The 13,793-nt window shown below is 65.7% G+C and carries 9 protein-coding genes and 1 pseudogene; 7 read left to right on the top strand and 3 right to left on the bottom strand.

Going from position 1 to position 13,793, the window contains the following annotated elements:
* Positions 1-47: 47 nt before the first annotated feature.
* A complete protein-coding gene (gene malE, locus GGR36_RS08560) occupies positions 48-1,247 on the top strand; it encodes a maltose/maltodextrin ABC transporter substrate-binding protein MalE (RefSeq protein ID WP_183634186.1) in 1,200 nt (399 codons plus the stop codon).
* Between the two features lie 316 nt (positions 1,248-1,563).
* Positions 1,564-1,980 (top strand): annotated as a pseudogene (locus GGR36_RS21885) (IS66 family transposase); the annotation flags it as partial.
* Positions 1,981-2,207: 227 nt separating this feature from the next.
* On the opposite strand, the gene GGR36_RS08545 reads toward GGR36_RS21885, so the two are convergent.
* Both GGR36_RS08545 and GGR36_RS08540 read right to left on the bottom strand, forming a co-directional pair.
* Positions 2,208-4,178, bottom strand: coding sequence for a DUF4253 domain-containing protein (locus GGR36_RS08545; RefSeq protein WP_183634184.1), 1,971 nt, complete (start codon positions 4,176-4,178; stop codon positions 2,208-2,210).
* Positions 4,179-4,384: 206 nt separating this feature from the next.
* A complete protein-coding gene (locus GGR36_RS08540) occupies positions 4,385-6,046 on the bottom strand; it encodes a methyl-accepting chemotaxis protein (RefSeq protein WP_207064266.1) in 1,662 nt (553 codons plus the stop codon).
* 273 nt (positions 6,047-6,319) lie between these two features.
* Between GGR36_RS08540 and GGR36_RS08535 the strand changes: the two genes are divergently transcribed.
* A complete protein-coding gene (locus tag GGR36_RS08535) occupies positions 6,320-6,760 on the top strand; it encodes a VOC family protein (RefSeq protein ID WP_183634182.1) in 441 nt (146 codons plus the stop codon).
* Positions 6,761-6,886: 126 nt separating this feature from the next.
* Positions 6,887-8,014: a methyltransferase gene (locus tag GGR36_RS08530; RefSeq protein ID WP_183634181.1), complete on the top strand. Its 1,128-nt coding sequence runs from the start codon at positions 6,887-6,889 to the stop codon at positions 8,012-8,014.
* Positions 8,015-8,056: 42 nt separating this feature from the next.
* Here GGR36_RS08530 and GGR36_RS08525 read toward each other — a convergent pair whose 3' ends face one another.
* A complete protein-coding gene (locus GGR36_RS08525; protein ID WP_183634180.1) occupies positions 8,057-8,695 on the bottom strand; it encodes a hypothetical protein in 639 nt (212 codons plus the stop codon).
* 169 nt (positions 8,696-8,864) lie between these two features.
* Here GGR36_RS08525 and GGR36_RS08520 point away from each other — a divergent pair, with 169 nt between their 5' ends.
* From GGR36_RS08520 to GGR36_RS08510, 3 genes are all read left to right on the top strand, one after another.
* On the top strand, positions 8,865-10,904 hold the full coding sequence (locus GGR36_RS08520) for a bifunctional 2',3'-cyclic-nucleotide 2'-phosphodiesterase/3'-nucleotidase (RefSeq protein WP_183634179.1): 2,040 nt from the start codon (positions 8,865-8,867) through the stop codon (positions 10,902-10,904).
* Positions 10,901-11,698: an SEL1-like repeat protein gene (locus GGR36_RS08515; protein WP_207064267.1), complete on the top strand. Its 798-nt coding sequence runs from the start codon at positions 10,901-10,903 to the stop codon at positions 11,696-11,698. The genes GGR36_RS08520 and GGR36_RS08515 overlap by 4 nt, the downstream gene beginning before the upstream one ends.
* A gap of 190 nt (positions 11,699-11,888) precedes the next feature.
* Positions 11,889-13,790 carry an ATP-binding cassette domain-containing protein gene (locus tag GGR36_RS08510; RefSeq protein WP_183634178.1) on the top strand — a complete coding sequence of 634 codons (1,902 nt, stop codon included), beginning with the start codon at positions 11,889-11,891 and terminating at the stop codon, positions 13,788-13,790.
* Positions 13,791-13,793 lie beyond the last annotated feature (3 nt).

Here is a 13,793-nt window from a genome sequence, read left to right as displayed (position 1 = left end):
CACGCCACCCGCCGAAGTTCGATTCACAACAAAGGAGACGCCTGGCCATGAAGCACTTTCGACTCACGAGAAGTTTGCTGGCCGGGGTCTTCCTCGCCAGTGCCCTTGCCGCACAACCCGCCTTTGCCTGGGAAAACGGCAAGCTCCTCATCTGGATCAACAACGACAAGGGTTCCAAGGGCCTGCAGAAGGTCGGTGACGAGTTCACCAAAAAGACCGGCATCAAGGTCAAGGTCGAGACGCCCGAGAACCCGACGGAGGCATTCGCGGCTGCGATGGCCAAGGGCAACGGCCCGGACATCTGGATCTGGCCGCACGACCGCATCGGCGACTGGGTCAAGAATGGCTGGCTGACGCCGGTCGAGCCGACGCCCGCGATGAAGACCGGCATCGTGCAGATCGCGTGGGACGGTTTCACCGCGCAGGGCAAGCAGTGGGGCTACCCGATCGCGGTCGAGGCGATCTCGCTGATCTACAACAAGGCGCTCATCGACAAGCCACCGCGCTCGTACGAAGAATTCGCCGAGATCGAGGCGGATCTCAAGTCCAAGGGTATCCGGGCGGTCGGTTGGGAAACCCAGAGCCCGTATTTCACCTGGCCGATGCTGGCGGCCAACGGGGGATACCCGTTCCAGCGCGATCTACTGGGCAACTACCTGGGCAAGGACACCGGCATCAATCACGCTGGCGCCGTCAAAGGGGCCGAGGTCCTGGTCAAGCTGATCAAGCAGGGCGCGGTGCAGCCGGCGCTGTCGTATGCCGATGCCGAAGCGGCGATGAAGAGCGGCAAGCAGGCCATGTGGATCAACGGCCCCTGGGCGTGGGAAGGCCTCAACAAGGCCGGCATCAAGTTCGGCATCGCCCCATTGCCGACGGTGGCGGGCCAGGCTGCACGGCCCTTCGTCGGCGTGCTTGGTGCGATGCTGCCCAAGGGGTCCCCTAACCGTGCGGCGGCGGTCAACCTGATCGAGAATTTTCTGCTGACGCCCGAGGGGATCAAGCTGGTCAACGACGACAAGCCGATCGGCGTGCCTGCGAGCAAGGCGGTGTTCTGGGACTTCTTCCAGGACACACAGATCCGGCAGGCGATGGAAGGCGTGTTCGCGGGGCGGCCGATGCCCAACAACCCCGAGATGCAGTACTTCTGGAAGAACCTCAGCACTGCGCTGAAGGACATCACCACCGGCAGCAAGAAGCCGAAGGAAGCGCTTGACGCCGCTGCGAAGGCGATCGTTGCTGGCCAGTAAATTTGCTGGTTGGAAGGTGCCCCGCGAATGCGTGTATGGAGTGCAGTTGATGCCCTTGATTGCTGCGCTCAAGGCCGAACTCGTCAGGTATCCGGTGCCACACGCGGCTGAGACGGCGGAGGCGATACTTAAACCCGGTGCCGGCAAGACGCACCGGGCTTGTCAGTGAGGCTGCACCAGTACCGCCTTCGCGCCGCTACCAGCGGTGATCTACGGCTTCACCGAGAGCCATGCTGGGCGGCAGCGCGGGACTTCCTCGGCCACTGGCGTGGCGCCTTGGTGACCGACGAGTACGGCGGAGGCGCTTTGCGCCGAGGGCGGCTGCATGGCGCATGCAAGGCGCAAGTTCCATGAGTTGTTCGCCGCCCGCAAGAGTCTGATTGCCGAAGAGGCGCTGCGCCACTTCGGCGTACTCTGTGTGATCGAGGTCGAGTTCACCGTACTCGACACGCGGGGATGGACGCGCGTGCGCCAGTAGCGTGCGCGGCCCGCCTCCGACGCGCAGCACCGCAGGCCGGTCGTCCATCGACATAAAGTCGGTGAGGGTTCGGCGACGGCCAAGGCCTTCGAGTACAGCCTCAAACGCCGGGGCGCGCTCACGCGCTATCTCGCGGATGGGGCGCTGCCGATCGACAGCAACGGGGTCGAGAAAGCGATCCAGTCGATTGCGCTCGGGTGCAAGAGCTGGCTTTTCCGGGTAGCCTGTTCTGCGGACTACGCGCTACTGCCGTGATGAGCCCGGTGCAATCGGCCCGCCTCAACGGCTACGATCCTTGCTCCTACCTCAAGGATGTGCTGACTGCGGACGAAACCAGTCAGCCGCATCAACGAAAGCTGGAACATCGCCGACAGTCTGAGTGCTGATCGGGCCCATTCCGACCGCGTCAAGACCGGTTTCTCGAAGACTTGCCTCGTTCTCGGGGCGTTATGTTAGTAATGGCTTTGCGCGGGCGCGCAGCGTCAATCCCACCAGAAGTACCAGTAGGGCGCACCGAGCAGCGACGAGGCGAGCTTGCCGGTGCTGCCCACGCCTTGCTCGACCACGTCGGGGCAATAGGCTTCGTGGGCGCGTGCGAGGTCGAGCGCTTCGCTGCGTGATTGTGGTGGGCTGGCGACGATGTATTCGACGACGTCGTTGCTGATCGCGATCGGCTCGGCGCCGAATTGTGCGCGCCAGTGGCGATGCAGCGCGGCATGCACATGCGGCGGCGGGCAGGCATTCCAGTCGCCGTAGCCCATGCGCGCGAACAACTCGCAGGGGTCGTCCAGTTCAATGAGACCGATGAACATCACCGGTTTGAGGATCTGGGGCAGGCCCTTGAACTGGCTGAGCACCATCTTGACCGGCTCGGGGCCGTCTTTCGGCCAGCGCGGTTTGGCCTTGCGGCTGTGTTGTTCAAGCCAGGCGGTGGCGTCGAGCGCGCGGGCTTGTTCCAGGGTCGCGCGGCCGCCGTCGGCCGCCGGCTCGATCGCGTCGAGCAGACGCGCAAGGTCGTCCGCATCGCCGATCAGGAAGGGGTAGCGTTTGCTGCCGCCGGCGAAGTCGCGGCGATAGGCTTCGACCTGCGTCAGGGCATTCACCCCGCGCGTCTGCACGGTCTTGAACACGCCGTGGTCGGTCGTGTCGCGACTGCCTGCCTGAAACACGGAATGCGCTTGCGCAGGGAGCGGCCAGGGCGGCGCCTCGGCGCCGGGGGGCAAGAGCCCGGCCTGTTTCAGTTCGGCCAGCAACTCCAGGTTGTAGGGCTGCAGCAGGATCGTCCGCAATGCACTGACCAGCGCACGGGCGTCGTCGCTGCGGCCTGCCTGGTGGAGCGCAAGCGCCCACCAGCCGGCGCAGATTGAGAACAGCGACCACGATGCGGGGCTGCCGGTCTCGCTCTTTTCGAGGTATTCCTCGCTCGCGCGGGTCAGCAGGTCGAGCGCAAGCGGGTCGTGGTCGCGGCAGGCGAGGATGCCCTGGATGAAGTCGACCACCGGCTTGAGCTTTTCGTTGTCGAAGGCGTCGGCATGCGTCGCCAGGATCTCGCGCGCCAGGGCGACCGAACCGAGTCGCGCTTCGAGCAGGGCTGCGTCGAGATGCCACAGGCTGGGGTCGGGCGCTGCGGCGCAGGCCACTGCACGCAGCGCGCGGGCGCGGTCGAGGTCGCGCCCGTTCACGCAGAGCCCGGCTGCGCGGATCTCGAACTGCCCCGGCCCGGCCACGACCGCTGCGCCGCGCCATGCTTCGAGGCCAGCCAGCGCTTCGTCCAGCAGCCCCTCGTTCGCCCAGGTCTTGGCTTCGCGCACGGCCAGATCCCACGCGATGCCCGGCTTGCCCAGCTGTGCCACCGGCTGCCAGATCCAGCCAATGATTTCGCGAACGCGGGCCGCGTCGCTCAGCGCGTCGGCAGCCATCACGGCGTTGTACAACGCACCTACTGGGGACTCGGGGGCGACGTCGGGCACCGCGAAGCGGATCGTGCCCGCACGCCGGATCAGCGCGGCGATGTGATCGCCGTGTGCCTCCGGGGCTGCTTCGAGCGGCGCCGGCGGTGCGAGCAGGCGGGACTGCAATGCCCGTACCGATTCGATCCAGGCCTGCGCGTCAGGCGTTTCGTCCCACAGCTCCTTGAGTTCGGAATCCTCGCCGAGGATGTGCGCGATCGCTGCCAGGGCGCGCTGCATCAGGGCCTCTGGCGGCATGAGGCGAGTGCGGAGTACCCAGTCGTCGAGCCGTTCGGTGTAGGCGCTGCGCGCGCCGGGGTGGCCCCGCAAGCGGGCGATCGTTTCGATAGCCGCCAGCGCTTCGACCGCGGCGGATGCATCCGGGCCCCGTTCCACCGCGTCGATGGCGGCCTCGATGGCCGACAGGTCTTCGGTAACGACCAGGTCATAGACCCAGTCGCACGCCTCGTCGTTGCCAAACGCGTCGGTACTCCAAGTGCCCATCAGTGTGGCCTCCTGTGCCGGATCCGTTGAAGCGCCGGCGCATGGTAGCAGTGCCCGCATTGCATGTTTTCGCTGTACGCCGCTTGCGGATGTAGCGCAGAGCAGGGCGGCGAGCGCCGGGGCAGCGCCCATCCCGACGAACGGAGCCCGATACGCCAACGGGCGGCGGCGCGCAGGTCGGATACTGCTGCAGCGATCAGGGCGGGCTACACCTTGAACTGCCCAACCGAGGCCTTCAGCGCAGCGGCGAGTTGTTCGAGCCTGTCGGCCGAGTTATTGACTTCTCGCATGACGCGGGTGGTTTCGTCGCTCATGCGCGCGAACTCTTCGACGTTTCTCGCGATCAGGTTGCTGGTCGCGCTCTGCTCGCGCAGCGATGCCGAGATGTCGTCGACCGAGGCCAGCACCTGCTGAACGCCTTCCTGAATCCTGGTCATTGCGCCATCTGCAGTTTCCACCCGCTGCACGCCGTTGGTGACACACGCGCTGCCGTTGGCCATGCCTGCAACCGCATCCGCGGTGCCGTCCTGGATGGCCTGGACCATGGCGGCGATTTCCGTCGTCGAATGGCTTGTGCGCTCAGCCAGTTTGCGGACTTCATCGGCCACGACGGCAAAGCCACGCCCCTGTTCGCCGGCGCGCGCCGCCTCGATTGCGGCATTCAGCGCGAGCAGGTTGGTCTGGTCGGCGATTTCCTTGATGACATTGACGATGGCCGAAATCTGGCGCGAACGTTCGCCCAGCGTGGAGATCACGCCGGACGAGGTCGCCACGGATTCGGAGATCTTGTCCATCTCGACGATCACGTCCTGCATGGCGGTGGAGCCGTCCTTGGCCAGTGCCCCGGTTGCGGCCGCATGGTGCTGCGCGCTGCCCGCGTTTTCGGAGATCTGTCCGATACACACCGTCATCTCTTCCACCGCTGCCGCCACCGAGGCCGAGGCATCGCTCTCGCGTTCGGCGGCGCTCAAGACCTGGTGCGACGACACCACCAGGCCGCGCGCGGCGTCGTTCAGCTGCATGGCGGTCTGCAGTGCGCCGCTGATCATGCCCTGCAGCGCGGTCTGCATCCGGCTCATCGCAGCCAGCAAGCTGTTGTTGTCGCCGGGGCGGGTGCGCACCTCACCCGACAGGTCACCGCGGGAAATCCGCGTCGCGATGTCGATGACGTAGGCCGGCTCCCCACCCAGTTGGCTGAGCAAGCGGCGAACGATCCACCCGATGACGAAGAACAGCACGACTTGGAGTACTGCCTGGCCGATCCAGATCCAGGTATTCAGGCTGCTGATTCGGGCCAGATCGTCCTTGATGTCGAGGGTGACGCTTGCGGCCCCGATGGCCGAACCGACCTGGGCGTCGTGGCATTTCACGCAGTTGGTGGAGCGCGTGGTCTTTTCCGCGATGAAGGGCACGACAGCCCGCAATTCGGCCGCGCCATCCGCGCCCAGACTGACGCGGGTGGCCGTCTTGCCGGTGGCCAGCACGCCGCGATCCATGTCGTCGCGCGGGCGCTCCTGCGCAAGCCCGTCGCCGAACTCCTTGTCGATGCTGGGGGCGCGAACGATGCGCACCTCGCGGATGTTGGGCCCCGCACCGATTTCCTGGATGTAGAGGCTGCGGATCTTCTCGTCGCGTATCACGTCATCGTCCTTGCCTTTGGCAACCATCATGGTGTTCAGACCATCGATGGCACCGTCGGCAAGCGTTGCTGCCCTGACCGCCGCGGCGTTCAGTGTCTGCTGCTCGAAGCGCGCCGTAATCCAGAGCTGCGCTCCGATCAGTACGACGAACAGGAAGCCCTGGATCAGGATTTGCAGCTTCAGCTCAAGGCCGACCTTCCGCCACGTGTTCGAAAGCATGTTCGTCATACGTGTATCTCTCGTCTGAGGTACTGCTGCAGGGTCTGAACGTCACACAAGCATTTAACGAGATTTCACGCGCGATCTGAAGCCAACTTCGCACGGGAATATGACCCATGCGCGCGCGATGGCGCGCGTGAGTCGTGGCGCGTTGGCTCGATGCAAAGAAGCGCGGCCGTTGTTCGAGCTCGCCAGGGACGGTGCAAACGCTGATGTGCGCGGCATTGCCCTCCAGGCGAGCTCAGATCAGACTGCCGCAGTCTCGCAAGTGGAGCGCAGCCCGTGCCTGAAGTCATCGGATTCGACCACCTCTACCTCAGCGTGTCGGACTTGCCGCGCGCCGAGGCGTTTTACGACCGGGCAATGATCGGCGTGCTCGGCTTTCGCAAGAACACCTTTACGCTGCATGGCGAGTCGCATGTGCAGTACTACAACCGCCACTTCGGGGTGGTGATCCGTCCGGCACGCAGCGCCTCGGCGCACGACGCCTATGCGCCGGGGCTGCACCATGTGTGCCTGCGGGTGGAAACGGTGGACGACGTGATCACCGCCAGCCGCCAATTACGCGCAGCAGGCATTGATGCCAGCGAGGCTGCCCTGCATCCGGGCTATGCGCCGGACTACTGGGCCACCTACTTTAGCGACCCCGACGGCATCCGGCTGGAGATCACCAACTACCGCACCGAACGCCGCGCGCGCCACGACCACTGGCCCGACGCCTGAGCCCGCGGCGGATCACACCGCGCCGTATTTGCTCTGGCGAGCGACCCGCAGCGCGCCGCAAGGGTCTATCCTTCTGCCCTTCGTCCGCGCCGCGCGGACTTTGCCCAATAACGAAAAGGACGCCACGTGAGCGACTTTCCCCTGATTCAATGGTCCGAAGCTGACACCGCGCACAGCGCGCGCTGGCGTTCGGAAGCCGGTGTCGCGCCGCCCAAGCGGGTGGTGATTGCTGACGACACCACCACCGCGGATAACGCCTACAAGCTGGCCTGTGAAGGCACCGCGCTGCTCTATCGCGGCGATTTCCAGAACGCCCGCATGCTGCTGCAGGCGATGGCGCGGCGCGCCGACCGCAAGAAAGCCAAGCAGGCCCAATCGCCGACCGAGGCCTTCAACCTGCACCGCATGGCCCAGGCCCAGCGCGCCCGCACGCTGGGCATGCTGCTGATCCCCTTCGACGCCGGGCACCTGATTCCGCTGCGCCGCGCACCCGAAGTGCACGATGCCTGCCTCGAAGCCTACGGTGCGGCGGACGAAGGCTATGTCACTTCGCTGCGCGAACTGCTGGGGCTGATCGGCGCGCATGAGTGGCGCAAGAAGGGCGTCGAGATCCCCGCGCTCGGCTCGCGCATCCACCCGTATTACGGCGTGTTTTCGCCGGTGCGAGGCGAGTACGTCGATCTGGTGGCGCGCATCGATTTGCCGACCGGCGCAGAGGCGCTGGCCTTCGATATCGGCACCGGCACCGGCGTGATCGCCGCGATGCTGGCCAAGCGCGGCGTCAAGCGCATTGTCGCGACCGAGACTGATCCACGCGCCATCGCCTGCGCCAACGAGAACATGCAGCGCCTGGGTTTCGCCAACCGTGTCGAGGTGGTGAAGGCCGATCTGTTCCCGCAAGGCCGCGCGCCGCTGATCGTCTGCAACCCGCCCTGGGTGCCGGCCAAACCCAGTTCGCCGATCGAACATGCGGTGTACGACCCCGACAGCCGCATGCTGAAGGGCTTTCTCGCCGGGCTCACCGCGCACCTTGAACCCAAGGGCGAAGGCTGGCTGATCCTGTCAGACCTCGCCGAGCACCTGGGCCTGCGCACGCGCGAGCAATTGACCGAGTGGATCGAGAAAGCCGGTTTGAAAGTGATCGGCCGCGAGATCATCCGTCCGCGTCACGGCAAGGCGAGCGACGCCGACGACCCGCTGCACGCCGCCCGCGCGCAGGAAGTGACCTGCCTGTGGCGTCTGGCGCCGGTTTGATGTCGTGAGTGTGCCCGCGGCGGTGCCAGCCCGCCGCGCGGCTCAGAACAGGCCGGCCTTGCGCGCGGCCTCCGCGGCGACCTTGGCGAGATCGGCCAGTTGCGCGTCGACACGGTCGGAAGGCGGTGCGACCGCCTTGGCCGACCACAGCACGCGGCCGTCCGCCGCGTCGAAGACCGTGTTCTCGGCCCCGTAAGCGGTATCCACCCGGCCGCCGCCCACCGGCATCGAGACCCCCACGCCGCCACCGGAGTGGCTGCCGCCCCCGCCCATGCTGAAACCGCCGATGCCGAAACTGATCTGCGGACCAGGCGAAACATAGGCCGCGTCCGGCGCGACGGTGGCGAACCACAGCGCCTTGGCACCGGCGGCTCGTGCGGCGGGCAACTGCGCCTTCGCCGCGGCGTTGCGGTCACCGTTGTCGGCGGCGGGCTGCCCGGCAACAGGGGTGGCACCCATCGCCCGCAGTTGCGCCGCCAGTTGGTCCTGGCAGATGCGCTGGGTCGACAGCTCCGCCGCCTGGCACACCACCATCACCGTATTGCCGCGCAGGGGTGCGCCGGCAAGGGCCGGGTCCGACCATTGCGAACTGATCTGGGTGCTGGCGCAGCCCGCGAGTGCGCTCGCGAGGCCGGCCAATACCGTGGCGCGACGCGAAAGACCTGCAGCAAACGCGAGCATGGCGAATCCCTCCGGTGATGAGACCTCAGCTTAGCGCAGCGGAACGCTTCCGCCGAGCCGCGCAAGTCTCTGTTCCGTGTCGCGGTTATCTGAGTGCCACAAAGCCTTAATTCCCCTGAAATGCTGTCTGAGCACCATTCGGCGCTTTTTCACTCACAAGGTGACGCCGATGCAAAACCGTTCCAGCCTGCTGACCGCAGGCCTCATCTCCTCGCTGCTGCTGGCTGCCTGCGGCACAGACCACTACACACCGCCGCCGGAGGCGCCCAAGATCGAAAAGGGCACCGCTGCGACGCTGGCGCTGCTGGAGACGACCGACCTCCACACCAATGTGCTCAGCTACGACTACTTCAAGCTTGCCGAGGACAAGTCCTTCGGTTTTGAACGCGTCGCGACACTGATCAAGAACGCGCGGGCCGAGTTCCCGAACACGCTGTTGCTGGACAACGGCGACACCATCCAGGGCACCGCGCTGGCCGACTACCAGGCGCAGGTGGCGCCGATCGCCTGCGGCACCACGCTGGCGATGTACAAGGTGATGAACGCCATCGGCTACGACGGTGGCGGTATCGGCAACCATGAATTCAATTACGGCCTGCCCTACCTGAACCAGGTCACCGGCAACAAGTTCAACATCGACGGGCTGCCCGACCCGGCCAAGCAAACCGCCTGCGCCGGCCCCGCCTTCCCGCAGGTGCTCGCCAACGTGCTGAGCGTGAAGAGCAAGGCGCCGCTGTTCCAGCCCTACACGATCCTGACCCGCGAGCTGAAGGCCAAGACCGCTGACGGCAAGGAAGTCACAGCGCCGATCAAGGTCGGCATCATCGGCTTCACGCCGCCCACCATCCTGTCGTGGGACAAGCGCTGGCTGGACGGCAAGGTCTACACCGCCGGCATCAAGGAACAGGCCGAGAAGTACATCCCGGAGATGCGCGCCAAGGGTGCCGATCTGGTGGTCGTGATCTCGCACGGCGGGCTGGATAACTCCGCCTACTCGCCGACGATGGAGAACGCCAACTACTACGTGTCGCAGGTCGCCGGCGTCGACGCGATGCTGATCGGCCACTCGCACCAGATCTTCCCGAACGCAACCAGCACGGTGCCGCAGTTCAACCTGCCGGGCGTCGACAAGGTCAACGGCACGGTCAATGGTGTGCCGACCGTGATGGCGAACTTCTGGGGCAAGCACCTGGGCGTGATCAAGTTCGAGCTGGCTTACGACGGCAAGGCCTGGGTGATCGACAAGACCAAGACCAAGGTCGAAGCGCGCTCGATCCAGAACGCGGACAAGACCTATGTCGCAGTGGAGCCGAGCGTTGCAACCGCAGTCGCGGCCGAACATCAGGCAACGATCAGCTACGTGAAGACGCCGATCGGCGCGACCGATTTCGAGATGACCAGCTACTTTGCCGATGTCGGCGAAGTCGGCGCGATCGAACTGGTGAACCAGGCTCAGGCGGACTACGTGGCGAAGTATGTGAAGGCCAACCTGCCAGCCTATGCAACGCTGCCGGTGCTGTCGGTCAGCGCGCCGTTCAAGAGCGGTTTCGGTGGTGGCAACGACTACACCGATGTGGCGCAAGGCAACGTCGCGATCAACAACGCGGCCGACCTCTACCTCTACCCGAACACGATCTACGCGGTGAAGGTGAGCGGCGACAACATCAAGGCCTGGCTTGAAACCGCGGCCAAGCGCTTCAACCAGATCGACCCCACCAAGACCACCGAACAGGCGCTGATCAGCAGCTTCCCTGGCTACAACTTCGACATGTTTACGACGCCGGATATCACCTACGAAATCGACGTCACCCAGCCGGTCGGCAGCCGCATCAAGAACCTGATGTACAAGGGCGCAGCCATCGTCGGCACGCAGGAATTCATCGTCGCGACGAACAACTACCGCGCCAGCGGCGGCGGCAGCTTCCCCGGCCTGGACGGCAGCAAGACCATCCTCGCCGCGCCGGACGCCAACCGCGACGTGCTGATTGCCTACATCAAGGCTATCAAGACGGTGACCCGCGCCGCCAACGGTTCGGACCGCAGCTGGAAGTTCACCAAGGTGACAACGGCAGGCCCGGTGACCTTCAACTCTTCGGCTGGCAAGCTGTCGCTCGCCAGCGCCGCGGGGCTGAACAACGTCTCGCTGCTGCGTGCCGACGAAGGCAGCGGCAAGAACCTGTCGGTCTACGCACTGGATCTGTCGAAGTGATCGCGCTGGCCGTGACGCGGAATCCCCGCACGCGGCCCGGCACCCGCAAGGCCCTTGCAGGCGTGGCGCTTTTTGCCGCGCTTGCCGGGGTGGGCGGTGCGGCATGGATCAACCATGCCGCCCGCATGCCGGACGCCGCCGCCATCGCCGTGCTTGCCCAGCAGGCGGGGGCAGGGCGCGATGCCGAAGCCGAACAACGCTTGCGCCAGTTGGCCGAGTCGTCGAAACGCGCAGCGGTGCAACGCGAACTGGGCGAAGCGCTGCTTGCGCGCAACACGCCACGCGATGTCGCCGACGGCATCGAATGGCTCGAAAAGGCGGCAGCGCAAGACGACGCCGACGCCAGCATGGCGCTCGGCAAGCTGCGTTTTCTCGGCACGCCGTTTCTCGCGCAAGACTACCCGAGCGCCTACCGGCACTTCGCCGCCGCTGGCGCGCAGGGCCATGCCGGCGCCGCCTACTACCTTGGGCTGATGCTGCGCAGCGGTTATGGCGTGCGCGAGAACCGCGCCGCTGCCGCACGCTGGTTCGCGCTCGCCGCAGAGAAGAATTCCCCCGCCGCGATGTTCATGCTCGCCAACGCCTACCGTGAAGGCGATGGCGTGCCGCAAGACGAAGCGCGCGCAAGGGCACTCTACGAAGCGGCGGCCGAACTGGAACTGCCCGAGGCGATCCAGACCCTCGCCATGGCCTATCGCAACGGCGAACTTGGCCTGCCGCAAGACGAAATGCAGGCACGCCATTTCACGCTGGAAACTGCCCACGCGCTCAAGCACCCCGCCGTGGTGCCATAGGCCGCCGCGGCAAGCGCCGGGGCGTGTGCCGCGCGGCGGGGTTGCACATCGTTCGTGCAGGTGCTCGCCATCAGGGCAGCAGCCGGTGGTGGCTTCCAATGAAGCGCGGCCAGGCTTGATCGACCCGGCCGGCGGGTTCGGCCAGTGAGCCGGTAGAATCACGCCCTTCCTGTATCGCCCGAGTCTTGCCATGCCGCTGCTGACCCTTGATTCCGCCTGTCTCGCCTTTGGCGACGTGGCTCTGCTGGACCATGCCGAGCTGGTGCTGGAACCGGGCGAGCGGGTCGCGCTGATCGGGCGCAACGGTGCCGGCAAGTCGAGCCTGATGCGTGCGCTCGCCGGCCTTGCGAAACTGGACGATGGCACGGTCTGGCGCCAGCCTGGCCTGAAGACCGCCTACGTATCGCAGGAGCCGGATTTCGATCTCGATCGAGACGTCTTCGCCACCGTTGCGGATGGCGTGGGCGACGCCGCACGGCTGATTGCCGAATACCATGCCTGCGCCGCGCTGGTCGGTCAGGGCGATACCGCGGCATTGGCGCAGCTCGAAGACCTGCAGCACCAGCTCGAAGCCAGCAACGGCTGGACGCTGCACCACAAGGTCGAGCAGGTGATCGATCGCCTCAAACTCGACGGCACGCTCAAGGTCAGCGACCTGTCCGGCGGCGGCATCAAGCGTGTCGCCCTGGCGCGTGCGCTGGCCGGTGAGCCGGATCTGCTGCTGCTCGACGAACCGACCAACCATCTCGACATCGACGCGATCGGCTGGCTCGAAGAGCTGATCCGCTCTTTCCGCGGCGGCGTGGTGGTGATCACGCACGACCGCGCCTTCATGGACGCGGTTTCGACCCGCATCGTGGAACTGGATCGCGGTCGCCTCGGCAGCTTCCCCGGCTCCTTCTCGCAATACCAGCAGCGCAAGGCCGACCTGCTGGTGATCGAAGCCAAGGCGGCGGCGGATTTCGACAAGTTCCTCGCGCAGGAAGAGGTGTGGATCCGCAAGGGCGTTGAAGCGCGGCGTACCCGCAACGAAGGCCGCGTGAAGCGGCTGGAAGACCTGCGCCGGCAGCGTGCGGCGCGGCGCGATCGCATGGGCAATGTGAGCCTGCAGCTCGATCGCGGCGACCAGAGCGGGCAGTTGGTCGCCGAACTCAACCATGTCACCAAGCGCTTCGGCGACAAGGTGGTGATCCGCGATTTTTCGACACGCCTGATGCGCGGTGACCGCATCGGCCTGATCGGCCCCAACGGTGCCGGCAAGACCACGCTGCTCAAGCTGATCCTCGGCGATCTGGAGGCGGACGAAGGTCAGATCCGCCGCGGCACCAAGCAGCAAATCGCCTACTTCGACCAGTTCCGCACCCAGCTTGACCCGGAGATGGCCCTGTGCGACGTGATCAGCCCGGGCAGCGACTGGGTCGAGATCGGAAAGTCGCGCAAGCATGTCATTGGCTATCTCGAAGATTTTCTGTTCGCGCCCCAGCGTGCGCGTTCGCCGGTGAAGTCTTTGTCGGGCGGCGAGCGCAATCGGCTGTTGCTCGCACGGCTGTTCGCGCAGCCGGCCAACATCCTGGTCCTCGATGAGCCGACCAACGATCTGGACGTCGAAACCCTCGAACTGCTCGAACAACTGCTGGCGGACTACGACGGCACGATCTTCCTCGTCAGCCACGACCGTACCTTCCTCGATAACGTCGTGACGCAGACCATCGCAGCCGAAGGCGAGGGTGTCTGGGGCGAGTACGCCGGCGGCTACCAGGACTGGAAGCGGGTGAAGGAGGCGGCGGCCAGCGCGGCGAAAGAGGCGCCGAAGGCCGCGCCTGCGCCGAAGCCGGTCGAACCCGAGCGCAAGGCCGCGGCGCGTGCCAGCAAACTGTCGTTCAACGAAAAACGGGAGCTTGAACAGCTGCCCGGCAAGATCGCGCAACTCGAAAACGAACAGGCCACGCTGCAGCAACAACTCGCCGACCCGGCGATCTACAAGGATCAGCCGGAAAACGTGCCGCGTTTCAATGCACGTCTGGAAGAGATCGAGATGGAGCTGCTGACATTGCTGGAGCGCTGGGAGGCGCTCGAGGGCAAATCCGGCTGAGGC

Origin of the sequence: Niveibacterium umoris (genome assembly GCF_014197015.1) — a bacterium.
In the GTDB taxonomy this organism is placed as follows: domain Bacteria; phylum Pseudomonadota; class Gammaproteobacteria; order Burkholderiales; family Rhodocyclaceae; genus Niveibacterium; species Niveibacterium umoris.
This window is presented reverse-complemented; position numbering and strand designations above follow the sequence as displayed.